21 protein-coding genes and 2 pseudogenes are annotated in these 26,966 nt (G+C 68.8%); 11 read left to right on the top strand and 12 right to left on the bottom strand.

Translation table 11 applies throughout. The annotated features are described in order from the left end of the window. Positions 1-4: 4 nt before the first annotated feature. From BLV57_RS17795 to BLV57_RS17820, 6 genes are all read right to left on the bottom strand, one after another. On the bottom strand, positions 5-592 hold the full coding sequence (locus tag BLV57_RS17795) for a hypothetical protein (RefSeq protein WP_091289940.1): 588 nt from the start codon (positions 590-592) through the stop codon (positions 5-7). A 7-nt stretch (positions 593-599) separates the two neighbouring features. Continuing rightward, complete coding sequence (locus BLV57_RS17800) at positions 600-1,232, bottom strand: hypothetical protein (RefSeq protein ID WP_091289942.1); 633 nt, start codon at positions 1,230-1,232, stop codon at positions 600-602. Positions 1,233-1,250: 18 nt separating this feature from the next. Further along, positions 1,251-1,787 (bottom strand): hypothetical protein, encoded by a 537-nt coding sequence (locus BLV57_RS17805; RefSeq protein WP_091289943.1) that lies wholly within the window; start codon positions 1,785-1,787, stop codon positions 1,251-1,253. Positions 1,788-1,930: 143 nt separating this feature from the next. Then, positions 1,931-3,349: a hypothetical protein gene (locus BLV57_RS17810; protein WP_091289945.1), complete on the bottom strand. Its 1,419-nt coding sequence runs from the start codon at positions 3,347-3,349 to the stop codon at positions 1,931-1,933. 111 nt (positions 3,350-3,460) lie between these two features. Beyond that, positions 3,461-4,831, bottom strand: a complete 1,371-nt coding sequence (locus BLV57_RS17815; RefSeq protein WP_091289947.1) for a cystathionine beta-synthase — start codon at positions 4,829-4,831, stop codon at positions 3,461-3,463. Between the two features lie 263 nt (positions 4,832-5,094). Further along, positions 5,095-6,057: a pentapeptide repeat-containing protein gene (locus BLV57_RS17820; protein WP_091289950.1), complete on the bottom strand. Its 963-nt coding sequence runs from the start codon at positions 6,055-6,057 to the stop codon at positions 5,095-5,097. Between the two features lie 134 nt (positions 6,058-6,191). Here BLV57_RS17820 and BLV57_RS17825 point away from each other — a divergent pair, with 134 nt between their 5' ends. Beyond that, positions 6,192-7,412: an acetyl-CoA C-acetyltransferase gene (locus BLV57_RS17825; protein ID WP_091289951.1), complete on the top strand. Its 1,221-nt coding sequence runs from the start codon at positions 6,192-6,194 to the stop codon at positions 7,410-7,412. An 80-nt stretch (positions 7,413-7,492) separates the two neighbouring features. On the opposite strand, the gene BLV57_RS17830 is transcribed toward BLV57_RS17825, so the two are convergent. The 4 genes from BLV57_RS17830 to BLV57_RS17845 all read right to left on the bottom strand — a co-directional run bounded on the left by BLV57_RS17830 (position 7,493) and on the right by BLV57_RS17845 (position 12,374). Then, the gene (locus tag BLV57_RS17830; protein ID WP_091289953.1) at positions 7,493-9,004 is read right to left on the bottom strand and encodes a DHA2 family efflux MFS transporter permease subunit; all 1,512 of its coding nucleotides are present in this window, start codon (positions 9,002-9,004) and stop codon (positions 7,493-7,495) included. A gap of 165 nt (positions 9,005-9,169) precedes the next feature. Further along, a complete protein-coding gene (locus BLV57_RS17835) occupies positions 9,170-10,447 on the bottom strand; it encodes a YeeE/YedE family protein (protein ID WP_091289955.1) in 1,278 nt (425 codons plus the stop codon). 167 nt (positions 10,448-10,614) lie between these two features. Next, positions 10,615-11,187 (bottom strand): LppU/SCO3897 family protein, encoded by a 573-nt coding sequence (locus BLV57_RS17840; protein ID WP_245757364.1) that lies wholly within the window; start codon positions 11,185-11,187, stop codon positions 10,615-10,617. 341 nt (positions 11,188-11,528) lie between these two features. Then, a complete protein-coding gene (locus BLV57_RS17845) occupies positions 11,529-12,374 on the bottom strand; it encodes a Bax inhibitor-1/YccA family protein (protein WP_091289958.1) in 846 nt (281 codons plus the stop codon). Between the two features lie 258 nt (positions 12,375-12,632). Here BLV57_RS17845 and BLV57_RS17850 point away from each other — a divergent pair, with 258 nt between their 5' ends. Both BLV57_RS17850 and BLV57_RS17855 read left to right on the top strand, forming a co-directional pair. Then, on the top strand, positions 12,633-14,627 hold the full coding sequence (locus tag BLV57_RS17850) for an SDR family oxidoreductase (protein WP_091289959.1): 1,995 nt from the start codon (positions 12,633-12,635) through the stop codon (positions 14,625-14,627). Positions 14,628-14,754: 127 nt separating this feature from the next. After that, entirely contained in the window at positions 14,755-15,780 is a 1,026-nt protein-coding gene (locus BLV57_RS17855) for a cell division protein DivIVA (protein ID WP_091289961.1), read from the top strand. Between the two features lie 520 nt (positions 15,781-16,300). Here BLV57_RS17855 and BLV57_RS17860 read toward each other — a convergent pair. Beyond that, entirely contained in the window at positions 16,301-17,632 is a 1,332-nt protein-coding gene (locus BLV57_RS17860) for an amidase family protein (RefSeq protein WP_091289963.1), read from the bottom strand. Positions 17,633-17,828: 196 nt separating this feature from the next. Between BLV57_RS17860 and BLV57_RS43950 the strand changes: the two are divergent. From BLV57_RS43950 to BLV57_RS17895, 8 genes and pseudogenes are all read left to right on the top strand, one after another. Continuing rightward, positions 17,829-18,248, top strand: a pseudogene (locus BLV57_RS43950) (carbohydrate-binding protein); the annotation flags it as partial. Between the two features lie 45 nt (positions 18,249-18,293). After that, positions 18,294-18,875 (top strand): annotated as a pseudogene (locus BLV57_RS43675) (glycoside hydrolase family 75 protein); the annotation flags it as partial. Between the two features lie 203 nt (positions 18,876-19,078). Next, positions 19,079-21,916, top strand: a complete 2,838-nt coding sequence (locus BLV57_RS17870) for a lectin (protein ID WP_091289965.1) — start codon at positions 19,079-19,081, stop codon at positions 21,914-21,916. Positions 21,917-21,978: 62 nt separating this feature from the next. Further along, positions 21,979-22,680 (top strand): aspartate/glutamate racemase family protein, encoded by a 702-nt coding sequence (locus BLV57_RS17875; RefSeq protein ID WP_091289967.1) that lies wholly within the window; start codon positions 21,979-21,981, stop codon positions 22,678-22,680. Further along, positions 22,677-23,177, top strand: a complete 501-nt coding sequence (locus tag BLV57_RS17880) for a protein-tyrosine phosphatase family protein (protein WP_091289968.1) — start codon at positions 22,677-22,679, stop codon at positions 23,175-23,177. The genes BLV57_RS17875 and BLV57_RS17880 overlap by 4 nt, the downstream gene beginning before the upstream one ends. 157 nt (positions 23,178-23,334) lie before the next feature. Further along, on the top strand, positions 23,335-24,501 hold the full coding sequence (locus tag BLV57_RS17885; protein WP_091289970.1) for an LLM class flavin-dependent oxidoreductase: 1,167 nt from the start codon (positions 23,335-23,337) through the stop codon (positions 24,499-24,501). Then, positions 24,498-25,253, top strand: coding sequence for a dimethylargininase (gene ddaH, locus BLV57_RS17890; RefSeq protein ID WP_091289972.1), 756 nt, complete (start codon positions 24,498-24,500; stop codon positions 25,251-25,253). The genes BLV57_RS17885 and ddaH overlap by 4 nt, the downstream gene beginning before the upstream one ends. A 107-nt stretch (positions 25,254-25,360) precedes the next feature. Continuing rightward, positions 25,361-26,539, top strand: a complete 1,179-nt coding sequence (locus tag BLV57_RS17895; protein ID WP_091289974.1) for a PucR family transcriptional regulator — start codon at positions 25,361-25,363, stop codon at positions 26,537-26,539. Here BLV57_RS17895 and BLV57_RS17900 read toward each other — a convergent pair. Next, complete coding sequence (locus BLV57_RS17900) at positions 26,494-26,868, bottom strand: hypothetical protein (RefSeq protein WP_091289976.1); 375 nt, start codon at positions 26,866-26,868, stop codon at positions 26,494-26,496. The two genes, BLV57_RS17895 and BLV57_RS17900, sit on opposite strands and share 46 nt — an antisense overlap. Positions 26,869-26,966 lie beyond the last annotated feature (98 nt).

Raw genomic sequence — 26,966 nt, forward strand, 5'->3', positions numbered from 1 at the left:
ATGACTACCAGGGCCGCGGGTTCTCGGGGTAGTGGGGCGGCTGCTGGAGCTGATAGCCGGGAACGCCGTAGGGCGGTGGCGGGCCCACCGGCCGTGGAGCCAGCCAGCGCGCGGTCGCGTTCAGCGAGGCGAGCACGACCGTGGCGACCGCGGGCAGCGCGGCGAGGAGCATGACGAACGCGGCGGGCATGATCCCGTGCGCGTAGACGCCGACCGCGCCGAATCCGATCGCGGTCGCGTACACCACGATCGCCAGCGCGGCGCCGATGATCACGTTGATCCGCCCGGCCGGTTTGCGCAGGAAGATCATGATCCCGCCGCCGATCAGCAGCCCGGCGAGTATCGGGTTCACGCCGACCGAGATGATGATCGACATCACGTTGGCGAAGGCACCGAGGTTGACCGCGCCCGCGATGGCGCCGACCAGGTGCACGAGGCCGCCGAGGATGGCGAGGACGGCCGCGGTGATCGCGGTGCCGCCACTCGGGGCGGACGGCGGCGGCTGCTGACCCGGGTACTGCTGGCCTGGGTACTGCTGCCCGGGATATTGCGGTCCCGGGTACGGCTGCCCCGGGTATTGCTGATAGGTCATGTCCCGGTCACCACTGTCCCGGCGGCGGATAACCGCCCTGCTGCGGCGGCGGTCCCTGCTGCGGGTAACCCTGCTGCGGATAACCGGGCTGCTGGGGATAACCCGGCTGCGGCGGGTAGCCCGGCTGCTGCGGGTAACCGGGCGGCTGGCCGTAGCCCATGGGGCGGCGCTTCATCGCGTACATGGCCTTGGCGTAGGCCGCCGAGCCCGGCAGCACCGCGAAGATCGCCGCCACGACGCCGACGATCAGGCCGAACCCGTAACAGGCATTCCACGGGCCCCTGCCGCTGAAGATCCCCTCCAGGTAGATGCCGTACGGGAAGTCATAGATCGCGGGCTTGAGCAGCACCACGATCTCCCAGACCGCCGCGCCGCCCATGATCAGGAACGCGCCAGCCGCCCGATAGGTGAGCAGCATGATCGCCCCGGCCAGTGCCGCGCCGGTGCAGATCAGCTCGACGAACCAGAGCGCGATGCCACTGCCCGGCATCACCGGCAGATCGGCGATCGCGGAGACCACCCCACCAGCCGCCAGCAGCACGAAGGCCACCGCCGCGATTCCTGCCACCGTGTGCGTCGCCGCGCCGGGCGGCCTGCCCTGCGGCGGCCCGTACTGCTGCGGCGGATACGGATATCCCATGTCTCCCCCTCCGGTTGATCACCAGCCCTGGGGATTGTATGCCGGTGGCTGTCCGTACACCTGAGGCGCGGAGGGGCGGAAGCGCAGGTACTTGAACGTCGGCGGCAGCACGGCGAGCAGGAGCACGAGCGGCGCGCCGATCACGGCCGCGGCGCGCACGATGTCCTCGGTCAGGCTGAAGCTGAACACGGCGGAGAAGTACTCGCCGAAACTGAGGTACAGCGTGGCTTCCAGCAGGATCGCGGCGATGGCCAGCAGCGAGCCGACGATGAGGACGATGGCACCGGCGAATGCGCGGAAGAACGTCATCAGCGAGCCGAGCAGCAGGCAGAACGCCGCGGTGAGCGCGACGCCGATGTAGATGAGCGCGCGGGTGTCCAGGTCACCGATGCTGAAGCCGGACGGCAGTGAGATGAAGACCCGGATCGGCAGGTAGGCGATGGCGCCGGCGACGAGAAGGCCCAGCAGTCCCGCCAGTATGGCCGTCGCCCCGCTCGGGCGGCGTTGCGGCGCGGGCGGGCCCTGCTGCTGCGCGTAACCATAGGGACCTGACACAACTCCCCCAACTGGCGGCAAGAAGACGGTGAGCGCCCACCCTAACGCTCACAACGCCCCTGCGGAGTAGGGAAAACCTCATCACAGCGAAAAAGTGATGCCCCGGTCGCGAGGCGACCGGGGCATCACTTTCGGTGATCAACTCACCACTGCTGCGGGGGCTGCTGCCCCGGCTGGCCGAACTGGCCAGGCTGCTGCGGCGGCTGCCCGAACTGACCGGGCTGACCCGGCTGCCCGAACTGGCCCGGCTGCGGCTGGCCGTACGGCTGCTGCGGCGGCTGGCCAGGCTGCCCGAACTGACCGGGCTGGCCCGGCTGCTGCTGGGGCTGCCCGTACTGCGGCTGCTGGAAGCCACCGCTGGCCGGGTTCGGGCCGCCAGGCTGGCCGAAGCCACCGCTGGGCGGGTTGAACCCACCCGGCTGGCCGAACTGCTGCTGGCCGGGCTGGCCGAACTGGCCCGGCTGGCCGAAGCCGCCGCTCGGCGGGCCGCCGAAGCCACCGGGGGCGCCACCGAGCGCCGAGCCGGAGCCGATGCCGACGAACTGCTGGGTGGCCGGGATGAGCCCGAGCGCGCCGACCGCACCGATCAGCAGGCCGAAGATCAGGGTCATCACGGCCCTGGTCAGGTTGCCGAGGTCGATGAGCAGGATGAGCGAGAAGAGCAGCAGCACGGCGCCCGCGCCGACGATCACCCAGGTGGCGAGCTTGTTCTTGAGGAACAGCAGCACGCCACCGCCGATCCCGGCGATGCTGCCGAGCAGCAGCATGATGATGTAGAAGTAGGCACGGCCGGGCACGCCGCTGCCCGCTTCGCTGGCCCGCTCGGCCGCGGCCTCACAGGTCGACCTGGGTACGCCGTTGGCGACGCACTGGTCGACCAGGCTGCTGGTGCTGCCGCCGCCCAGGTCGCCGAGGACCGTGATCATCAGGATCGCGCCGATCAGGCCGAGCAGCGCCACGACGCCGGCGGCGATCATGCCGAACAGCGCGTTCTGGCCGCCCGCGGCGCCGCCGGGAGGCGGGCCGAAACCGGGAGGCGGGCCACCGAAGCCCTGCTGCGGCTGGCCGAAACCACCCTGGCCCTGCGACGGGTCGAAGCCCTGCTGCGGGGGCGGGAAGCCCTGCTGCTGGCCACCGAAGGCGCCCGGGTTCTGGCCGTAGCCGCCGTAGCCACCGGCCGACGGGTTGTCCGCCGCGCTCGGCGGCGGGGCGTACGGGATCGCGGCAGGCGGCTGCGAGCCCGGCGGGACCAGCTGGGTCGACTCGCCGGGAGCCTCACCGCCGCCACCGACCGGGTTCACCATCTGCGTCGCGTTGGGGTCGCCGACCGGGGGCACCACCTGGGTGGCGCCGGCGTCGGCCGGACGCTGCGGCTGGACCACCTGGGTCGGCTCCGGGCTGTCGCCGAACGTGCCGCCTCCCTGTGGCTGGCCCGGCTGCACGACCTGGGTCGGCTCCGGCGAACCGAAGGGATTGTCTTGCTGCGGCTGGGGACCACTCGGCGGGCCCTGCTGTGGCTGGCCGCCACCCCAAGGCTGGTTCGGTGGCTGCGGAGCACTCATGTGGGACTTCCCCCTTGACGAGGACCTGAAAGTTCTGCTCGCCGGACACGCTAGTGCATGCCGAGGTAGGGCGCTGGTAACGCCCCACCCCGGTCCCGCGATCTGATCTGGTTACCGTCCTGCCAGAAAGCCCAGCAGGTCGTGCCTGGTGACCACCCCGGCGGGCTTGCCGTCGATGAGCACGAGCGCGCCGTCCGCGCCCGAGAGCGCCTTCATCGCGGAGCTCACCTGCTCACCGGCCCCGATGGTGGGCAGTGGCGGCGACATGTGCTTGTCCAGGCGATCCGCGAGCTGCGCCTTGCCGGTGAACAGCGCGTCGAGCAGGTCGCGCTCGTTGACCGCGCCGACCACCTCGGCCGCCATGACCGGCGGTTCCGCGCTGACGACGGGCATCTGGCTGACGCCGAACTCCGAGAGGATGGCGACGGCCTCGGCGACGGTCTCGTTCGGGTGACTGTGCACGAGGCTGGGCAGGCTGCCGCTCTTCTTGGTCAGCACGTCGCCGACCGTGGCGCCGGAGGACTCCGGCGGGAGGAAGCCGTAGGACGACATCCAGTCGTCGTTGAACACCTTGGTGAGGTAGCCGCGGCCGCCGTCGGGCAGCAGCACGACGATGACGTCTTCGGGGCCGCAGCGCTCGGCGAGCTTCAGCGCGGCGGCGACGGCCATCCCGCACGAGCCGCCGACCAGCAGGCCCTCTTCGAGCGCGAGGCGGCGGGTGATGTCGAACGAGTCGGCGTCGGAGACGGCGATGATCTCGTCGGCGACGCCGCGGTCGTAGGTCTCCGGCCAGAAGTCCTCGCCGACGCCCTCGACCAGGTACGGGCGGCCGGTGCCACCCGAGTAGACCGAGCCCTCGGGGTCGGCGCCGATGACCTTGACGCGGCCTTCGCTGGCCTCTTTGAGGTAGCGGCCGGTGCCGGAGATGGTGCCGCCGGTGCCCACGCCCGCGACGAAGTGCGTGATCTTGCCTTCGGTCTGCGTCCAGAGCTCGGGCCCGGTCGAGTGGTAGTGGCTCGCCGGGTTCTCCGGGTTGGCGTACTGGTTCGGCTTCCACGCGCCCTCGATCTCGCGCACGAGCCGGTCGGACACGTTGTAGTACGAGTCGGGGTGCTCCGGCGCGACCGCGGTCGGGCAGACGACCACGCGGGCGCCGTAGGCCTTGAGCACGTTGCGCTTGTCCTCGCTGACCTTGTCAGGGCAGACGAACACGCACTTGTAGCCCTTGCGCTGGGCGACCATGGCCAGCCCGACGCCGGTGTTGCCCGAGGTCGGCTCGACGATCGTGCCGCCGGGCTTCAGCTCGCCGGAGCGCTCGGCCGCCTCGATCATGCGCAGCGCGATGCGGTCCTTGACGCTGCCGCCAGGGTTGACGTACTCGACCTTCGCGAGCACCAGGGGTTGTAGCCCCTCGGTGAGCGCGTTCAGCTTGACCAGCGGGGTGTTGCCCACGAGATCGACAATATGCTCGACGTAATCCACGCCGACAGCCTAATCCGAGCGCGAGTGCGCTGGGGGTCTCCAGGTGCGCGTCGGGACGGCGGGCGGCGTGGCGCGAGGTCCGGCGGGACCCCGCGTGAGGAGTTATGCGACAGCCAAGCCGCTGTTCACGCCGAGTGCCCGCTGAAGGGCCGCAGCCACGCCGAAACGCCGTCCCGCCCTGGAAACTTGACCCAGCGCGAGGTCGCGCTTGATGAGGTTCAAGCAACCGGTGACCATTGTGGTCCCTTTCGGGGTTCGGTGTTTCACGGACTGGATTCAAGGCGCAGTCTATCGGGTAATTCGGTTGCGCTGGAAGGGTTCAGCACCAACTCGGCGTACCCGGGACGGTCCGGGATCGGACGTTCCGAATAACCCTGCGGCCATTTCCGGCGATGGCCGTGATCTGTCCGGGTAATGACGCCGACGAGCTTCGCTTGTGTTTTCTCGCCGAAGTCGACTTCGTTTTCAAAAGTCGCCCCGGTGAAGGTTTCTCCCATTCCCGAGAAGGTGACCGAGCGGAAGTCGGTCCCCCCGGTGAACTTCGCGCCCTTGAAGTCGGCCTTGCTGGTGAACTCGGTGCCGCGGAACAGGGTGTCGCCGATGAAGGTCGCCTCGTGGAACACCGCCGAGCGGATCCGGCAGTGCGTGAGCTTGAACTTCGTCAGCGTCGCGCTGACCAGGTCGAGGTCGATGTCCGGCCAGAAGAAGGCGTTGTCGTCGTCCTTGCCCGGCTGCAGGTGCAGGTGCAGCAGGCGCTCCGCGGTCTGCCTGACCTGGAGTTCCTGCCGGGCTTCGTCGTTCTTGTCGTCCGGGGTGAACGGCATGCGCAGGTACGCGCAGATGACGTTGACGATGGTCTGGCGCTGCGGCTGGTAGTCCTGCGCCAGCCGTTCGAGCGAGTAGAGCCCGGCGAGCCGCACCGGCGCCTTGTCGCTGCCGAGCTGGTCGGCGGCCTTGCCGTAGATCTCCGTGATGCGTTTCTCGGTGGCGTCGTGGTCCTTCTGCGCCAGGTCGAGCTCGGCCGACCGCTGCCGCCGCGCGGACAGCAGCAGGGCCGCCGCGCCGCCGGTGCCGACGACGATGGTCGCCGCGGTGCGCAGCGCGTCGAGGCGCGCGACGTCCTCCGGCCTGCCGCCGCCGAGCCGCCAGAGCAGCAGCATCGCGGCGAGGCCCGCTATTACCAGCAGCCCGGCGCTCCAGAGCACGATCGCGCGAATGGTCAGCACACGGTGCGAGTGACTCCCCACAGCCGGTGATTCTGCCACCGGGGAAGGTGGTGTGAGGTGTCTTCCTTTGACCCGCGCGACGTGGTGGACAAGTATGAGGTGAGCAACCGCTTAGCACGAAGGAGTGTTTCGCCATGCCCGAAGCCGTCATCGTCGCCACCGCGCGGTCCCCGATCGGGCGCGCCGGTAAGGGCTCACTGGTCGGCATGCGACCGGACGACCTCACGGTGCAGATGGTGCGGGCAGCGCTGGCCAAGGTGCCGCAGCTGGACCCGACCGCGATCGAAGACCTCATGCTCGGCTGTGGCCTGCCCGGCGGTGAGTCCGGGTTCAACATGGGCCGCGCGGTCGCCGTCGAGCTCGGCTACGACCACCTGCCCGGCTGCACCGTCACCCGCTACTGCTCGTCGAGCCTGCAGACCACCCGGATGGCCCTGCACGCGATCAAGGCGGGCGAGGGCGACGTCTTCATCTCCGCGGGCGTCGAGACCGTCTCGCGGTTCGCCAAGGGCAGCTCGGACTCGTGGCCGGACACGCACAACCCGCTGTTCGCCGACGCCGAGGCCCGTACCAAGGCGACCGCCGAGTCCGGCGCCGACAGCTGGACCGACCCGCGCGAGAACGGGCAGCTGCCCGACGTCTACATCGCGATGGGCCAGACCGCGGAGAACCTGGCGCGGCTGAAGAACGTCTCGCGCGAGGAGATGGACGAGTTCGGTGTCCGGTCGCAGAACCTGGCCGAGAAGGCCATCGCGGACGGTTTCTGGGCCAAGGACATCACGCCGGTGACGCTGCCGGACGGCACGGTGCTGTCGAAGGACGACGGGCCGCGCGCGGGCGTCACGCTCGAAGGCGTTTCCGGGCTGAAGCCGGTGTTCCGCCCCGACGGCCGCATCACCGCGGGCAACTGCTGCGCGCTGAACGACGGCGCGGCGGCGCTGGTCGTCATGTCGGACGTGAAGGCGCGCGAGCTCGGCATCACGCCGCTGGCCCGCGTCGTCTCCACCGGTGTTTCCGGGCTGTCGCCGGAGATCATGGGCTACGGGCCGGTCGAGGCGTCCAAGCGCGCGCTGGCCCGCGCGGGCCTGGGCATCGGCGACATCGACCTGGTCGAGATCAACGAGGCGTTCGCGGCGCAGGTCATCCCGTCGTACAAGGACCTCGGGATCGACATCGACCGGCTGAACGTCAACGGCGGCGCGATCGCGGTCGGCCACCCGTTCGGCATGACCGGCGCGCGGATCACCTCCACGCTGATCAACTCGCTGCAGCACCACGACAAGCAGTTCGGCCTGGAGACCATGTGCGTCGGCGGCGGCCAGGGCATGGCCATGGTCATCGAGCGCCTCAGCTAGCCAAAACCTGGTCGTAAAAGCCCGAAAGCCACTTTCGTCAGATCGGATCTGACGAAAGTGGCTTTCGGGCTTTCAACGGGTCAGTGCATGACCACGGGCTGGGGCGCCTCGTGGCCCTCGGGCAGCGAGGGACGCTTGGCCGGGAGCAGCAGCGCGGGCACCGCGCAGAGCGCGAGCAGCACGAGCGACCACAGGAACGTGGTGCCGAACGCGTCCGCGGCCAGTCCCGTCGCGACCGCGTGGGTCTGCGGGTTCATGATCGCGGCGGTCGCGGCCAGCTGGCCCTGGCTGGTGGGCACCTCGAACTTCCCGGCGAGCAGCGCCGCCAGGATGATCGACATGACCGCCGAGCCGATGGCACCCGCCGTCTGCTGGACGATGTTCGTCGCGGTCGACGCCCGCGCCATGTCGGCCGGGGTGAGCGTCTGCAGCGCAGCCGTGGTGATCGGCATCATCGTGCAGCCCATGCCGAGGCCCATGACGAACAGCGCGGCCATCAGCTGCCAGTACGGCGTGGTCGCGCTGACCTGGGTGAAGGCGATCAGGCCCGCGAGCATCAGCACGATGCCCGGCAACACGATCTTGCGGACGCCGATCCGGTCGGCGAGCTGGCCGCCGACCGGCATGGTCAGCATCGCGCCGATGCCCTGCGGGGCGAGCAGGAGCCCGGCCGTGAGCGCCGATTCGCCGCGCACCAGCAGGAAGTACGTCGGCAGCAGCAGCATCGCGCCGAAGAAGGCGACGCAGAACAGCGACATGGTCGCCATCGAGACCGCGAACGTCCGGTTGGTGAACAGCTTCAGGTCCATCAGCGGGTTCGGCACCTTCAGCGTGCGGAGCACGAAGGCGACCAGCAACACGATGCCCGCGAGCCCGGGCAGCCAGACGTCGACGGAGCCGACGCCACCCGCCGCGGGGACGTTCGAGACGCCATAGAGCAGCGCCGCGAGACCCGGCGAGACCATCAACATGCCCCAGAAGTCGAAGCGCTCAGCGGGCTCCGGGGCGTCCTTCGGCAGCAACCGCCACGCCAGCAGGATGGTGATGATGCCGATCGGGACGTTGATGTAAAAGATCCAGCGCCAGCTCACCGCGTCGACGAGGTAACCGCCGAGGATCGGGCCGCCGATCGGGCCGAGCAGCATCGGCACGCCGAGCACGGCCATCACGCGGCCGACCCGCTGCGGTCCGGCCGCCCTGGTCATGATCGTCATGCCCGCCGGCATCAGCATGCCGCCGCCGAAGCCTTGCAGCACACGGAAGATGATCAACGACTCGACGTTCCAGGACAGCCCCGCGAGCATCGAGCCGACGAGGAACAACGCGATCGCGATCATGTAAAGGCGTTTGGTGCCGAAGCGGTCGGACGCCCAGCCGGTGACCGGGATGACCGTGGCGAGCGCGAGCATGTAGCCCGTCGCGACCCACTGGATGGTGTCGAACGAGGTCTGGAACTCCAGGGTCAGCTTCTGTAGTGCGACGTTCACCACAGTCGTGTCCAGAATGGCCATGATGGCCCCTAGGACCACGACGCCGGCGACCTTGAGCACGCCCGCGTCGAGTTTGTCGTTATCCGGCCATTCGGAAGACATGCACGTCCAATCCTGCGGGCGCGGCGGACCGCACCACGAATTACTGAGAGCCCCCATGAAGGATGTGCACCCACAGTAACCAGAAACTGCTTGCAGACGCCAACGAATTCTCGGAGAACGAACGCGGGCCGGCACTTTCGGGCAAGCCCGCGTTCGCAGCGTGACTCAGCAGATGCTGTCCGTGGGCGCCGGGTTGCCCAAGCCGAACAGTGGCCGCAGCTTCAGCCCGATCCAGGTGCCGCCGAGCGCGAAGATCCCCCACAACCAGCCGTGCAGGCTGCCGACGGAGATCCCGCCGAGGTACGCGCCGATGTTGCAGCCGCCCGCCAGCCGCGCGCCGACGCCCATCAGGATCCCGCCGAGCACGGCGGCCAGCGCGGTGCGCCACGGAATCGAACTGTGGATCTTCCACGCGCCCGCCGCCGCGGCCGCCGCTCCCGCGCCGAGCACGATGCCGATGTCGGTGAGGCTGTTCTTGTCCTTCCAGATGGTGGTGGACAGCGACGCGGCGTTGGCCTTGATCCGCCAGAACTCCCAGGTCTCGGGATGCAGCCCGAACAGCTGCAGGATCTTCGCGCCCCACAAGGAGAACGCGCTGGTGATGCCCCAGATCCCGCCGGAGACCAGGTAGACCGCGCCAGCCAGCACGCCGAGCACCACGGCGCCGACGAGGATCGGCCACGAGCCGCGAATGATCCGCGCGGCGCCCTTGGCGGTCGGCACGACGTCGGTCGGCGGCGGCACGCGGCGCTTCTGCACGGCCTTGGTGACGAACACGATCCCGACCAGCACGGCGATGGTGATCGCCCACGAGCCGAACCAGCCGACGTGGTCGGCCAGCAGCACGCCCTTGACCTGCGGCCAGTTCTTGAGCAGCGGGTACGCGTAGGTGTAGAGCACCGAGCCGGTGATGAACCCGCCCAATGTCAGCACGATCGTCGACTGCCCCGAGCCGACCGCGAAGAGCGTCCCCGACGCGCACGCCCCGCCGAGCTGCATGCCGATCGCGAACAGCAGTGCCCCGACGAACAGCGCGAGCCCGATCGGGCCGACGTTCGTCACCGGTGTCGGCTTGCTGCCGAACAACCCGGCGCCGGTGCCCGCGATCAGCGCGATCAGCGTCGCGGCCGTGCCGAGCAGCAGGGTGTGCGCCCGCAGGCCCTGCCCGTTGCCGACCGCGATCAGCTGCCGCCACGCGGAAGTGAAGCCGAACCGGGAGTGGAACAACGCGAGCCCGAGGCCCAGCCCGAGCAGGAGCAGCACCCCGAATTTGGGTCCGTAACTCGCCCAGACGAACCAGTCCAAGCCGATGGAGACCACGACGGCGACGGCCAAAGGCACGACTTTGACGGGGTCCTCCGGCTTGGGCACCGGAGCGGCGCACGAGGTCGGGAAATCTAGTAGTTTTGTGTTCTCTGAGGGGATTTCGGTCGTCGCGGCCACCAGGACTCCAGGTCTTGATCGGCGAAGTGGGACGATCAAGGTTAGGGTCGCGAATCCCCTGGTCGCAGCTCGTCTCAAGGAGTGCGACGGCTCCCGTGGAATGGGACGTCTCGCGGGCACGAAAAAGCGGGCGCCCGCTTTTTCTGGACGCCCGCTTTCCGGTGGTTCTACTTGCTCGCCGCTTTCCAGCACAGCGAAGTCGGCGGAGTCGGGTAGGTGACGTACTTGTCGCCTTCCGTGCCCTCGCAGACGTTCTCGTTGACGGCGGACTCGACCTTCACGAACTCCACCTCGGCGGTGGGGTCGGTGCAGGCGACCTTCTTGTAGCCCTTGTCGCCGGTGCCGAAGTTCGCGACGCAGTCACCGGTCTTGACGTTGATGATCATGCACAGCTTGGCCGACGGCTTGAGCAGCGTCAGCTCCTCGTAGCCCTGCCCGGGGCACTGCGCGGTGCTGCTGTCGAGGCGGACGGCCACCTTGACGTTGGCCGTCGGGTCGTCGCAGCCGATCTGCTTCGGCATGTTGCTGGCGTCGATCTGCTTGAACTCCGTGATGTTCATGCAGTCACCGGCCTGCGCCGTGAACGGCGAGTCCTTGAGCGCCTGGAAGATGACGACACCGACGCCGATCGCGCCGAGCACGACGACGATCAGGATCGGCAGGCCGATCTTCAGGAAGAGGCGGCGCTTCTTGGGCGGCTGCCCTGCCGGGCCCGCGCCGAACGGGGCGGGCGCGCCCACCGGTGGCGGACCGTACGGACCCGGCTGTCCGACCGGCTGCTGACCCGGAGCCGGCGGAGGAGGAACGCTCACTATGACCTCACGAAGTTAAAGAAGTGTTTGTCGAGCGACATTGAACACGGCGGAGCGCGTCTCCCCTTCGCGGGCCACTCGTTGAGGCGAAACACCTACGGGCGACACACGCCCGGTCACGGACCGTCCACAAAGGCTCAAGCCCGCCTTCAACCCTGAGGGGGTCGTGAGTGGCGTTGCCGGTTCTAACCGGCCGGAACACTCACGACCCCCGGATGCGGAAAGCCCCCGCCGGGCGGACCCGGCGGGGGCTTTCGGAGCGCTGGAGATCAGTCGCTGTTGAGGTAGGACAGCAGACGCAGGATCTCGAGGTACAGCCAGACCAGGGTGGTCATGAGCCCGAAGGCGGCATACCAGGCCCACTTGGCCGGAAGACCCTCGCGGATCATCTTGTCGGCCATGTCGAAGTCGAGCAGGAAGCAGAACGCGGCGATGCCGATGACGACCAGGCTGAAGACGATCGACAGCGTGCCACCGGAGCGGATGCCCATGTCGACGCCGAAGGCCCAGAGGACCAGGTTCAGCAGCGAAAGGATCAGCACACCGACGACCGCGCCGATGATCCACTTGGTCAGCTTCGGGGTCACCTTGACCGCGCCGGTCTTGTAGACCACCAGCATCGCGACGAAGACACCCGCCGTACCGAGGATGGCCTGCAGCGCGATTCCGGGCAGGAAGTACTCGAGCACACCCGTGAGCGCGCCGAGGAACACACCTTCCGCGGCGGAGTACGCCAGCGTGAGCGGGCCGCTCGCCTTCTGGCCGAACGAGATGATCAGCGACAGCACCAGGCCGACGATCAGCCCGGCGATCCCGACGCCGATCAGCGCGCCGGTGAAGCCGGTCACCTTGCCGAAGGCGTTGGTGATCAGCTGGGTCTGCGCCCAGATCGCGGTGATGACGCCCGCGACCAGCGCAACGCCGAGGCTGATGCCGGTCTTGACGACGACGTCGTCGACGGTCATCGGCCGGTCGTCACCGCGGTCGGTCGGGGCCGGGGCATAGCCGGGGAAGCCGCCCTCTGGCTGGTTGAAGCCCGTGTTGGGCCCGTATTGGCCGTACCCCACATTGCCTCGCGGCAAGTTGCGGAACGCCGGATTGCTTGTGGAACGCACCTGATCCTCCTGGATCTCCTGGCACCTGCATCGGGACAACGAAGGGGAGGGCCCCGCAGTTCCCGTCGAGTAAAGCCGACTTTACTCATATCGGACACCGCCCGTCCCGCACATACCGTATGTCGCGTGGCGGCGGCGCCGATCATCCCCCTATTAGTAAACCCGTGAGTAACTTAACCCCGTAGCGGTGTGGTCACGCTAGGCCTTATGCAGCAGAATGCCCTAGGGACCTGGGCAGTGCGGCGGAAGGCGAGCGACATGGCGACTTATCTGGTGACCGGCGCGACCGGACTGATCGGGCGCCACTTCACCCAGCTGCTGCTCGCCAGGGAAGACGTCGACAAGGTCTCGCTCGTCGTCAGGGCGTCCTCCCAGGACAAGCTGGCGAAGCTGACGAACCAGTGGCCGCACCCCGAGCGCGTCCAGCTCGTCATCGGCGACCTCAACGAGCCGCTGCTCGGCGTGAGCGAAGACGCCCGCGAAGACCTGCGCGGGAACGTCGACCACATCGTGCACCTCGCCGCCCTCTACGACATCGAGGCCGACGACGAGACCAGCATCAAGGCCAATGTCGAGGGCACCCAGCACGTCATCGACCTCGCCGCCGACCTGCGCGCGGGCGTGCTGCACCACATCTCGTCGGTCGCCGTCGCCGGTGACCACGAGGGCATGTACTCCGAGGACGCCTTCGACGTCGGCCAGCGCCTGGTCACCCCGTATCACCGCACCAAGTTCGAGGCCGAGAAGCTCGTCCGCGAGCAGCACGAGGTGCCATGGCGGGTCTACCGCCCGGCGATCGTGCTCGGGAACTCGCAGTCCGGCGAGATGGACAAGATCGACGGCCCCTACTACCTCTTCCCCGCGATCAGCAGGCTCGCGGCGCTGCCGAACGTGCCGCTCGTCGGGCCCGACCTCGGCGACACGAACGTCGTCCCGGTCGACTACGTGGCCAAGGCGCTGCTCGCGCTGGTGAACAAGGACGGTCTCGACGGCCGCACGTTCCATCTGGTCAACCCGGAGCCGCAGCCGGTCGTGTCGGTGTACAACGCCTTCGCGAAGGCCGCGGGCGCACCGACGATCAGCGGCCAGCTCAACGAAGGCGTGTCCAAGGGCATCGTCTCGCTGGTGAAGCTGAGCGAGCACATCCCCGGCTTCACCATCGCGCGCGACGCCGTGCTCGAACGGCTCGGCATCCCGCCGGTGCTGCTGGAGACCATGTCGTTCCCCTCGGTGTTCTCGTCGAGCGCGACGCGCAAGGCGCTGGCGGGCACGGACGTCGAGGTCCCGCGCATCGAGGACTACGCCGCGACGCTCTGGCGCTACTGGCGTGAGCACCTCGACCCGTTCCGCGCGCGCAAGCACGGCCCGCGCGGTGAGCTCGACGGCCGCCGCGTGATCATCACCGGCGCTTCGTCCGGCATCGGCCGCGCGACCGCGCTGAAGGTCGCCGCGGAGGGCGGGATCCCGCTGCTCGTCGCCCGCCGCCAGCACGAGCTGGAGGAGGTGCGCGACGAGATCATCGCCGCGGGCGGGCACGCGTCGGTCTACCCGGCCGACCTGACCGACGAGGAGTCGGTGCACAAGGCGGTCGACGCCATGCTCGCCGAGCACGGCCGGATCGACATGCTGGTGAACAACGCGGGCCGCTCGATCCGCCGGTCGATCAAGCTTTCGTACGACCGTTTCCACGACTACGAGCGCGCGATGGCCATCAACTACTTCGGCGCGGTGCGGCTCATTCTGGCGGTGCTGCCGCATATGTCCGAGCGCAAGTTCGGGCACATCGTGAACGTCTCGTCGATCGGCGTGCAGGGCATCGCGCCGCGCTTTTCCGCTTACGCCGCTTCGAAAGCCGCGCTCGACTACTTCTCGCGGATCGCGGCGACCGAAACGCATGGCGACGGCATCACGTTCACCACGATCCACATGCCACTGGTGCGCACGCCGATGATCCGCCCGACGAAGATCTACGACGCGTTCCCGACGAAGTCGCCGGACCAGGCGGCGGACATGGTGCTCAAGGCGCTCAAGGACCGGCCCAAGCACATCGGCACGCCGGCGGGCCAGGCCATCGGTCTCGCGTACACGCTGACGCCGGGTCTCACGGATGCGGTGGCATATCAGGGTTTCCGCATCTTCCCCGACTCCGCGGCGGCGGGTGGCAGCGGCGGGCTGAAGATCGGGCGTGGCGAAATGCATCTGTCGAAGGCGGCGCAGGCGCTCGCCAGGCTGAGCCGCGGCTTCCACTGGTGATCTAAGTAACACAGAGCGATGAAGATGCGGCCGAACAGGCGACGGCTTACTGGAGCGGGTGAAAACCGGGTCCTATTTACCCATACCTGTGGCCGATAACAGCGGGTGCGCAGGTACCGTCGTCGCCATGGTTTCCGAGCGCGACAACGGCCTGCTTCCGCTACGCCGCGAATACGCACACGCGTGGCAAGGATTCGACCGGAACGAGGTCCGTCAGTACCTGGATCATCTCGAAGCGCATCTGCGGCGGATCGTCACCGATCGGGATGCCGCGATGGCGCAGGCGAGCACTTTGTCGCGCGAGCTGGAAAACGCCAGACGTGAATTGGCCAAGGCGACTTCCCGCATCGACGAGCTCATGAAGCCGCCGGAGCGGCTCGAAGATCTCGACGAGCGCATGCAGCGCACCGTGCAGCTCGCGCAGGCGCGCGCCGAGGAGATCACCAACCGCGCGCAGGCCGCGGCGGAGAAGACCTGGGCCGAGTCGACGCAGGCCTCGACCAAGCTCCGCGACCGCTACACCAAGCTGGTCGAGGCGCTCGAGGTGCACGCGGACGCGTTGCACGGCGAGCACGAGGCGGCGCTGGCCAGCACCCGCGCCGAGGTCAAGAAGCTCACCCTCGAGGCGGCGGAGCGCCGTGAGGAGCTGGACAAGGCCGCCGAGGCGAAGCGCCGCAAGATCGAGGCCGAGTTCGAGGCCTCGATGGCCGCGCAGCGCGCTGCGCTCGAAAAGCACATCGCCGATCAGAGCACGGCGAGCAAGAACCAGGCCGAGCGCCGCATCGCGGAGGCCACGGCCGAAGCGAAGCGCCGCGTCGACGAGGCCACCGCGGAAGCCAAGCGCCGCATCGACGAGGCGACCACCTCGGCCGCGCAGACGACCAACGCCGCCGCACGCAAGGTCGAGCGCCTGGCCGAGCTCCGCGAAAAGGCGCGCGCGAGCCTGCGCGAAGCCGACGAGGTGCTCAAGCAGAGCGAAGCGGCGCTGCAGCCGTTGAAGGAAGAGTCGTCCATCGCGGCCGCCTCGAAGCTCGTCGGCGCCGAGCCGGTCAAGCAGGCCGCCGCCGCTCCCGCCGCCACTGACAAGTCGAAGCCGTCCCCGGAACCCAAGGCGAACGGGCACAAGCCCGCTCCCGAGCCCGCCAAGGCGTAGCTCTTTCGCGAAAAGCCGTTTTCTGGAGTTGATGCGTCCGGGAAACGGCTTTCGCATGCCCGGGCCTCGCGCTTGGCGTGCGCGTTTTGAGCCGCTGGGCGGCCCGAAACGCACACGCCACCCGCGCAGTCACGGCTCACTCGGTCGCGAGGGGAAACCCTGCTCCGTCAGATGCAGCAGGGTTTCCCCTCGCCCAGCGATCAAGTCGGTCGCACCCCCACCGCGTAACCCCAAGCCCACCCTCAAGCCCCCATCGAGGCACGCCCGAAACTGTCGGACCCCAGCCGTACCTTTGATTTGGGGGGGTCCCCAGGGACCCCAAGGGGGACGAAGGTCCCCTGGATCAACGTTACCCAGGGGCACCGACAGTTTCGGGGTGCTGACGGGTGGTTATCGCCGCAGGTAGCCGAATGCGGCGCTGCGGCTCCCCTGGCAAACCCGCGAACTCGGAGCGAGTGGAGGAATCTGGCCGCTCAACGTCCAGATTCCTCCACTCGCTCCGAGTTCGGGACGGGCCTCGCTAGGAGTCTTGGGTGCGGGGCCAGGGTTTGCGTGACTCGATCTGCGCGGCGACGCCGAGCAGGCGGGCTTCGCCGCCGGGGGCGGCCACGAGTTGCACGCCCAGTGGCAAGCCCGAGGAGTGGCGGCCCGCCGGGATGGACATCGCCGGGTAGCCTGCCAGGTTCCACAGGCCCGCGAAGGGGGCCAGGCGCATCGCCGGGATCGCGTTGGCGAGCCAGGTCTGCTCGTGCCAGCGGCGGGCGCGGGGCGGGAGGGTCGCGAGCGTCGGGGTGACGAGGATGTCGTGGGCGGCGAAGAACTCCTCCGCGCGGGTGAGCCAGTTGAACTTGGTGTCGTCGCGGATGCGGCCCGCGCGGACCAGCGCGCGGCCGAGGCGCAGGTGGGTGCGGGTGCGGGGCTGGAGCTTGGCCGGGTCGAAGTCGTGGGCTTGCAGATGCGGGCCTGCGAACCAGCGTGCGAGGATGCCGCCGACCGCCGCGGCGCCGTAGCGCGGGGTCGCGTGTTCGACAGTGTGGCCCGCGGCGGAAAGCAGCGTGCCGATCTCGTCTACCGGGGCCGTGAGCTGGCGCGGGACCGGGGCACGGGTCAGTGGAACGCGCGTCGACAAAGCGATCCGGAGGTCGCGGGGTGGCTTGACCTCGGCCAGCAGCGGGTCGTCGGCGAGCACCGAGAGCAGCAGGGCCGCGTCGGCGACCGTGGTGGCGAGCGGGCCGTGGGTGGACATGCCGAACCAGCCCGCGTCGCCGGGTGTGGAGATCACGCCGTAGCCGGGTTTGACGCCGACGAGGCCGCACATCGCTGCGGGCAGGCGGATCGAGCCGAGGCCGTCGCTGCCGTGCGCGATCGGGACCAGGCCGGCCGCCACCGCGGCCGCGCTGCCGCCGGACGAGCCGCCGGAGGTGCGCGAGGGGTCCCATGGGTTGCGGGCGACACCGTCCGCGGTGTCGCTGAACGGCCAGATGCACAGCTCGGGCACGCGCGTGATGCCGACGATCACCGCACCGGCACGACGGAGGCGGCGGACGATCACGTCGTCGGCAGGCGCGGGTTCGCGGCCACCGGCCGCCGAGCCCCATTCGACGTATTCGCCGCCTATTTCGGAAACGTCCTTGACCGCGACCGGCACACCGGCCAGCGGTAAATCACCCAAATCGTCCCGCTGAGCGAGCAAGGCGGCCTCGGCGAGCGCCTCTTCGGCGCGCACTTTGCGGAACGCGCCGACCAGTCCGTCCGCCGCCGCTATCCGCGCCAGTGTCTCCTTGGTGACCTCGACCGGGTCGTTTTCCTTCGCACGCACCGCTTCCGCGAGCTCCACTGCCGTCAACGCCATGATCGCAGCTAACTACGAAACCGCCGCGCGGGGAAGACAAGTCACCCGTGTCCTGAATTGTCCTCCGAAATCCGTTTCCACAAAGGATCATCGGTGCGGTATTGACGCACAGCGTGACCCGAACCTACCGTTTTGGTTCGTTAGTAAAGTTTCCTAACCGACGGAGGCTGATATGCGCAGATTCCGGGTCGCCGCCATGGCGATCGCGATTGCCGGCAGCTATCTCGTACTACCGTCCGCACCCGCGATCGCGGCGACGACCACCTACCAGGCCGAGAACGCCACCATCGCCAACGGTGTCGTCGAGGCCAACCACGCCGGCTTCACCGGCACCGGCTTCGTCAACTACGACAACGCGGTCGGCTCCGCGGTCCAGTGGTCGATCACCGTCGCCGCGGGCAGCACCTCACTGGTGTTCCGGTACGCGAACGGCACCACGACCAGCCGTCCGATGACGATCGCGATCGACGGCGCCACCGCCGCGACCCCGTCCTTCGCGGGCACCGGCGCCTGGACGACCTGGACCACCGCCTCCGTCACCGCCACGCTGACCGCGGGCACGCACACCGTGCGCGCCACCGCCACCACGGCCAACGGCGGCCCGAACGTCGACGAGCTCACCGTCACCGACGCGGGCGATCCCGGCCCGCCGGGCACGGGCGCGCCGACCGCGGCCGAGCTGCTCGCGAAAGTCACCTCCTGCAGCCAGATCTCCAACGGCCTGTACAAAACGGACAGCGAGACCGGCAGGACGATCCCGGTGTGCGGGAAGAACGGCGCCGTGTTCTACAAGGCCGACATGGACATCGACTGCGACGGCCAGCGCACCACGCAGTGCAACGAGAACACCGACTGCTGCTTCCAGCCGGACACCGCGTTCCACCAGTCCGACGGCAAGCCGCTCAACGCGGCGACGCTGCCGTACGTGGTCGTGCCCAGCTCCAGCAGCACCTGGGACTACACGAAGTTCGGCATCCAGGGCGGCGGCGTGGTCGCGGTGATCTACAACAACCAAGTGCTCTACGCGGTCGTCGGCGACACCGGGCCGAGTTCGATCATCGGCGAGGCCTCGTACGCCACGGCCAAGGCGCTCGGCATCAACCCCGACCCCAGCAACGGCGGCACCGACTCCGGTGTCACCTACATCTACTTCAAGAACTCCAAGATCTCCCCCATCGAGGACCACGCCAAGGCGACCACGACCGGCGAACAGCTGGCCCGCACCTTCATCAACAACAACTGACCGACGGGATAAAGCGGGCTTTACTCCGCGGCGGAGTAAAGCCCGCTTTATCCCGGGGTCCTTTCGACCCATCACATCGTTCGATCTCCCCCGTTGGCATGACATCGTTGTCCGAAAGCCGACAGGCTTACCCGGAGCACCTTGACTCCCTTGTGCCACAGGGATTCCCCTGGTTGACCCCACCCAGGTGAAGGGCGAACGAAATGGCCTCATCCCTGTCGCGCACACTCGCCGTGGCGGTACTCGCCCTCGGCGTGCTCACCCCCGCCACGGCGAGCGCCGCCGCCGTCGCCGATCCGGCGTCCGTGGTGAATCCCTTCATCGGCACCACGAACCTCGCCGACGACTTCCCCGGCGCCGACGCGCCGTTCGGCATGGTCCAGTGGAGCCCGGACACCCCGAGCCGTCCCGACGGCGGCGGGTACGACTACAAGGATTCGAGCATCACCGGGTTCAGTTTGACCCATATGTCCGGCCCCGGCTGCGGCGCGAACGGGGACGTCCCGATCATGCCGACCACCGGCTCGATCAACACCGGCGCGACCGCCGGGTTCGCGCACAGCGGCGAATCCGCCGACGCCGGGTACTACTCGGTCGGCCTGAACTCCGGCATCAAGACCGAGCTGACGGCGACGACCCGGTCGGGCATGGGCCGGTTCACCTTCCCCGCCACCACGAACGCCAACCTGATCTTCAAGCTCAACGGCAGCCAGAACGGCACGTTCGGCACCAGCTGGCAGGTCGTGAGCACCACCGAGGTGTCCGGTTCGGTCACTTCGGGGCATTTCTGCGGCGCGGGCAACACCTACACCGTCTACTTCGACATGGTCTTCGACCAGCCGTTCGTGTCCAGCGGCAGCACCGCGGGCCCGAACGCCGGGTACGTCACCTTCAACACCACGGCCAACCAGGTCGTGCAGGCGAAGGTCGGCATTTCCTATGTCTCCAAGGCCAACGCGGTCGCGAACCGTGTCGCCGAGAACCCGAACTGGAACTTCGCCGCGACCCGGCAGGCCACCCACACCGCGTGGAACGCGCTGCTCGGCCGGATCCAGATCACCGGGGGAACCGCCGCCCAGCAACGCGTCTTCTACACCGCGCTGTATCACGCGTTGCTGCACCCCAACGTCTTCTCCGACACCAATGGCCAGTACATCGGCTTCGACAAACAGATCCACACCGTCCCCAGTGGACACGCGCAGTACGCGAACTTCTCCGGCTGGGACACCTATCGGACGCAAGCGCAACTATCCGCGCTCGTCGCGCCGCACGAGTCCAGTGACGCCGCGCAGTCCATGGTCAACGACTACGCGCACAGCGGCATGCTCCCGAAATGGGCGCAGAACAACGGCGAGAGCTACGTGATGGTCGGCGATCCGGGCACCGCGATCATCGCGAGCTATCACGCGTTCGGCGCGCGTGACTTCGACACCACCGCCGCGCTCGCCGCGATGGTCAAGGAAGCCAGCACCACCAACAACATCCGGCCGGGGCTGAACTACCTGACGAGCCACGGTTACCTGCCCAGCAACGGTTCCTACGGGTGCTGCAACTTCTACGGACCCGTCGCCACGCAACTCGAATACGACAGCGCGGACTTCGCTTTGTCCGCGTTCGCGGGCGCGCTCGGCGACACGGCGAACCAGAACAAGTTCGCCACCAAGGCCCAGAACTGGCGCAACACGTTCAACCCGGCCAGCGGGTTCATGCAGCCCAGGCTGCTCAACGGGGCATGGGCGGCCGGCTTCAATCCCAGCAGCGGCAGCAACTTCGTGGAAGGCTCGTCCTGGCAGTACACCGGGATGGTCCCGTTCAACGTCGCGGGCCTGGCGGCGGCCAAGGGCGGCACCGCGGCGATGATCTCCTATTTGGACAGTGTGCTGACCTCGTTCGACGGCGCGGGCGGCAGCCGGTCCGACATGGGCAACGAGCCGAGCCTGTACTTGCCGTGGGAGTACGACTACGTCGGCCAGCCGTACAAGACACAGCAGGTGGTACGGAAGATCCAGAACCAGATCTGGACCGACACACCGGGCGGGCTCGCCGGGAACGACGACCTCGGCGAGATGAGCGCCTGGTACGTGTTCTCCGCTCTCGGCATGTACCCGGAGACGCCGGGCACCGCGGACCTCGCGCTGGGCAGCCCGCTGTTCACCCAGGCGGTCATCACCCTGCCGACCGGCAACACGCTGACGATCAACGCGCCCTCGGCCGCCACCAACGCGCCGTACGTGCAGAGCGCGAGCTGGAACGGCGCCGCGTGGAACAACGCCTATCTCCCCAAGGCGGCGATCACCGGCGGCGGCACGATGACGTTCAACCTGGGCACGACCGCCAACACGTCCTGGGCGAGCGCGCCGTCGGCGGCTCCGCCTTCGTACGGCGGCAGCGCCAATGTCGTGACCGTGACGAGCCCGGGTGACCAGGCGTCGGATGTCGGCGCGGCGGTCAACCTCCAGATCGCCGCGAAGGACTCGGCACCCGGCCAGACGCTGACCTTCAGCGCGACCGGGCTCCCCGCCGGGCTGTCGATCAGCTCGTCCGGCCTGATTTCGGGGACCACGTCGGCCGCGGGCCGGTTCAGCGTGGTGGTCTCGGCGTCGGACGGGACGGGCGCGTCGGGCTTCACGTCGTTCGGCTGGCGGGTCGGGACGAGCGCGGGGGTCGGGCCGATCGTGTCCGGGGTGTCGCCCGATCTGTGCGTCGACGACAACAACTCGGGCACCGCCAACGGGACCAAGATCCAGATCTGGGCCTGCAACGGCACGAACGCTCAACAGTGGACGATCGCGGGCAGCACGCTGCAGGTGCTCGGCAAGTGCATGGACGTCTCGAACTCCGGCACCGCCAACGGCACCAAGGTGCAGCTGTGGGACTGCAACGGCACCGGGGCGCAGGTCTGGGAGAGCGACGGCGGCGCGCTGCGCAACCCGCAATCCGGGCGCTGCCTGGACGATCCGGGGTCGAGCACCACGCAGGGCACGCAGCTGCAGATCTACGACTGCAACGGCACCAACGCCCAGAACTGGACCCTGCCCTAGGTGGTCGTGAGTGTTCCGGCCGGTTCTAACCGGCCGGAACACTCACGACCTATCCTGGCGCCATGCGGATGATCGGGTTGCTGGGCGGGATGAGCTGGGAGAGCAGCGCGGAGTACTACCGGCTGCTCAACGAGCTCGTCCGCGACCGGCTCGGCGGGCTGCACTCCGCGAGGTGCGTGCTGACCTCGCTCGACTTCGCGGAGGTCGAGCGGCTGCAGGCCGAGGCGCGCTGGGACGAGGCTGGCGAGCTGCTCGCCGAAGCCGCGCGAGGGTTGCAGAAGGCGGGCGCCGACGTGGTTCTGTTGTGCACCAACACCATGCACAAGGTGGCCGCCGCCGTCGAAGCCGCGATCGATGTCCCGCTGCTGCATCTCGCCGACGCGACGGCGCGCGCGGTGACCACGGCGAACCTGCGGACCGTGGGACTGCTCGGCACCGCGTTCACCATGGAGCAGGATTTCTACCGCGATCGCCTCGCGCGGCACGGGTTGACCGTGCTCGTCCCGGACGAGCACGACCGCGCCGTCGTCCATCGCGTCATCTATGAGGAACTCTGCCTCGGGATAGTCCGCGAAGAGTCGCGCGAGCACTATCGGAAGATCATCGGAAAGCTGGTCGCGGACGGCGCGGAGGGCGTTATCCTCGGCTGTACCGAGATCGAACTGCTGATCTCCGCCGAAGACAGCCCGGTTCCGGTCTTCCCGACCACCCGGCTGCACGCCGAAGCCGCGGTCGCCTTCGCGCTCGAGACAGGAAACGCATGACACTCACCGGCGCGATCGCGCTCCCGGACGGCACCCTGATCCGCGGCCGGGGGCGGCGCGAGAAGTTCCCCGAGGGCCCGCTGCCCGACTATGGCCTGTACTTGGGTCGCGACCCGGACGCGCCCCAGCGGTTCAGCCTGCGGCGCCGTCCGGCCTGGCGTCCTGAGTGGCCGTCCACTTGGCTCGACTGGCCCGATTTCCGGGTGCCACGGGACAACGCCACGGCCGTCGCCGCGATCAAGCGCGCCTACGCGCTCGCGCGTTCCGGTGAGCAGGTCGAAGTCGCGTGCGTGGGCGGCACCGGGCGGACGGGGACGGTCATCGCCTGCATGGCCGTGCTCGCGGGATGTCCGGGCGACGAGGCGCTGGCGTGGACGCGGGAGCACTACCGGCCGCGCGCGGTCGAAACCCCGGGGCAGCGCCGCTGGATCACCTGGTTCGCGGCCCAGCTCGATGACGGCGGGGTGATCGAGCCGGGCCACACATCCGATGTTTAGTCGGCCAATTGGTGTCCCGTCAACAACGAATACCTGATCAGCGCATTCGGAAAACCTGTACTCGGTCAGCAAACATCTGATATATGACACACCGCTGGCCGGGACATCGACGTTTTGGCGGTGCCGCCGGCGGCCGGTGCCGACCTAGATTCGAGCGGTGAAATTAGACATCTTCACCGAAATCCAGGACCCCGGACCGAGACAGGCCGAGCGCGAGCACGCGCGCTTCACGCAGGCCATCGAACAGGCGAAGCTGGCCGACGAACTCGGCTATGACTGCTGGTGGCAGGTCGAGCACCACGGCGCGGACGAGTTCAGCCTGTCGTCGGCGCCCGAGCTGCTGCTCACCGCCATCTCCCAGCAGACGAACCGGCTCAGGCTCGGCCATTCGGCCGTGCTCGCCCCGGCCAAGTTCAACCATCCGATCAGGATCGCCGAGCGCGCGGCCACCCTCGACCAGCTGAGCAATGGCAGGCTCGAGATGGGTCTCACCCGCTCGACCATCCCGGAGTGGCGGCTGTTCGGCATCGACCCTGCCGACGCGCGCACGCAGACGCAGCAGGCGTTCGAGATGGTGCCGCGCATGTGGACCGAGGAGCTTTTCTCGTACCAGAGCGAGTTCTTCGACATCCGCGACGTGCCCGTGCGTCCCAAGCCCGTCCAAACGCCACACCCGCCGCTCTGGCAGGCCGCCGCCAGCCCGCCCGCGTTCGAGGAGGCGGGCAAGCGCGGCGTCGGCGTGCTCGGGACCACGCTGTGGGAGCCGATCGAGCGGGTCCGCCGCCTGATCGGCCTCTACCGTGACGCCTCCGCCGCGTGCCGGAACCCGGTGGGCGCCTTCCAGAACGAGCAGGTCGCGTTCTTCACGTTCGTCCACTGTGCCGACACCGACGAGGAGGCGATGCGGCACGGCGCGGCGACGGCGGCCGCCTGGTACACGGTGAAGGCGTTGACCTTCTTCGACGCCAAGACGATGTTCCTGGAGGCGATGGCGCGCGGCGAGGAGGCGATGAAGGACCCGGCGAACCTCACCGGCCAATTCGTCCGCGACGACCTCACCGCGGCGCCGACCGAGGCGCAGCTCGTCATCGGCAGGCTGCTCGAAGGCGAGCAGGTGCCCGACGACGAGATCTTCGAGGCGCTGAACCAGCAGGACTCGCTCATCGTCGGCAGCCCCGACACCTGCCGCAAGAAGCTGCGCGCGTACGCGGATCTCGGCGTCGACCGGCTGATGTGCTTCCACCAGGTCGGCTCGCTGCCGCATGATCAGGTCATGAAGAGCATGCGCCTGATCGGCGAGCTGATCCCGGAGTTCGCGTCATGACCGGCGTCGCGCTGGTGCGCCGGCCCAGTCCCCGGCTCGCCGAGGGGCTGGTCACGCACATCGACCGCGCGCCGGTCGACTTCGACCTGGCGGTCAAGCAGCACGACGCCTACCGCGCCACGCTGGCCGCGGCGGGCTGGGACGTCCGCGACGTCGAAGCCGCCGAGGAGCATCCCGACTCGGTCTTCATCGAGGACGCCCTGATCGTCTGCGAGGACCTGGCGATCCTGCCTCGGTCCGGCGCGCCTGAGCGCCGGGGCGAGCGGGCAGGCGCCGAACGCGCGGCGCGCGAGCTCGGGCTGCGGATCGCGTCCATAGACGGGTCCGCCACCCTCGACGGCGGCGACGTGCTCCAGGTCGGCGCCACGATCTACGTCGGACGCGGCGGGCGCACCAACGCCGACGCGATCCGGCAGCTGCGCGCGCTCGTGGCGCCGCTCGGCCGCACGGTGGTCCCGGTCGCGTTGCGCGGCGTGCTGCATTTGAAGTCGGCCGTCACGGCATTGCCGGACGGCACTTTCGTCGCCTTGCCCGAGCACCTCGAACCCGGCGTGTTTCCGTCATTCCGGCCGGTGACCGAGGAAGGCGGTTGCCATGTCGTGGTGCTCGGCGAGGAAACGGTACTGATCAGCGCGAGCGCGCCACGCACCGCCGATCATCTGACCGATCTCGGATTCGACGTGCACACGGTCGATATCAGCGAATTCGAGAAACTCGAAGGCTGTGTGACCTGTCTCAGCGTGCTCGTCTGAGCAAACGCCGACGTGCCGGGGATGGCTCCCCACCACCCCCGGCTCGTTCGCAACGGTTGGAACACTCACGACTGCGACGCTGCGTGATACCGGGCTAGAGTCAGCGGATGGGCACCGAAGCTCCCGCCACTCCCGCTCCGCAGGAGCAGCGTGAGCTCATGCAGGCGATGCTCACGAGACTCCCGGAGTTCGCCGACCGGCTGGCGAAGCTGCTCAGTGAGAAAGACGAGTTCTACCACCAGGTCGACGCCGTCGCGCCCGAGGAGCTGCGGCAGGTCTGCCGGGCGAACCTCAAGCGGGCGCTGACCTCGTTCGCGGACGGGCGGGAGCTCTCGCTCGACGCGGCGCGCAAGACCGGGCTCGCCCAGGCTCGGCAAGGGATCCCGCTGCCCGCCGTGCTCCGGGCGTTCCGGATTGGTGGGATGTTCGTCTACGAGGCGCTGCTCGGGCTGGCGGGGCCCGGGTTCATCAGCTCGGCGCAAACGGCCGCGATGAGTTCGACCGTTTGGCGCACCATCGACCTCTACTCGGACGCACTCGCCACCGCATATGACGAAGTGGCGGCCGAGCCGTCGCCGGAGCGGCGCGAACTGCTCGAAGACCTGCTGCAGGGCAGGCTGGACGACCCGCTGGAGCTGGAGGAGACCGCCGCGAAACTCGGGCTGCCGCCCGCGGGCATGTTCGTCGCGGTCGTCAGTGAAACCGTCGAGCCCGACTGGCACAACGCCGTCGAACTGCTGCTGCGCGCGCGGCGGTGGCGGTCGGTGTGGCGCCACGGCGCCGAAGCCGGGCTGGTGGCCATCGACCGGCTCGAAGACGTGCGGCGGGTGCGGGACGTGCTGGGCTCGATGCCGCTGGCCGTCGGGATGAGCAAGCCGTTCACCGGGCTGGCCGAGATCCCGGACGCGCTGAGCCGCGCGCGCGTCGCCCGGCTTTCGCTGCCGGCCGGCACGCCGGGGGTCGCCGTCTTCGGTGATTCGCCGGTGACGACGCTGGTCGCGGGCGCGCCCGCGATGACGCGCGAAGTCGTGCGGTCGAGCCTGTCCGGGGTGCTCGTTTTGCCTGCGACGGAACGGAAAGTGCTGCTCGACACGCTCGCCGCGTGGTTCGCCGGGCATGGCTCGGCGAAGCAGGCGGCCGACCGGTTGTTCGTGCATCCGAACACCGTCCGCTACCGGCTGCGGCGCGTGCAGGAACTCACCAAACGCGATCTGACGGACCCGGTCGACATCGGGGAGCTTTACGTGGCACTGGAATCCGTGCGGCTGGAGGCCGAGCCGGACTGATCGGCGTCGATGATCACGGCCAGCCGCAACAACTCGCGGCCGAAGCCGGGACGCGCGGTGAGCCGGACCGCGAGCGTGCGGCCGCGCCGGGTGGTGCCGACCGGCAGCGTCACCTCGGCGCCCGGCGTGCGCGTCCACAGTGGACGATGACCTGGCACGGACACGACGATGTCCGGTCTCGGCGCGCGGCCGGCACGGCGCCAGCGTGACTTTCTCGCGTCGAGGTCACGGATGACGTTGCCGTGCAACGAAAGCAGGGCGGCGACGTCCGCGACCGCGTCGCGGAGCTCGGTGTCGGCGATCGAATCGGAGTAAGCGCCGATGTCCATGGGCAGATGGTCGCCGCACCGGCGTTGTCCCTGGGAACAAACATTTTTGGCCGCTTGACCCGAACGGTGGTTCGCGTACGACCTTACGGGCGAATCGG

This window comes from Amycolatopsis xylanica (assembly GCF_900107045.1).
In the GTDB taxonomy this organism is placed as follows: Bacteria; Actinomycetota; Actinomycetes; order Mycobacteriales; family Pseudonocardiaceae; genus Amycolatopsis; species Amycolatopsis xylanica.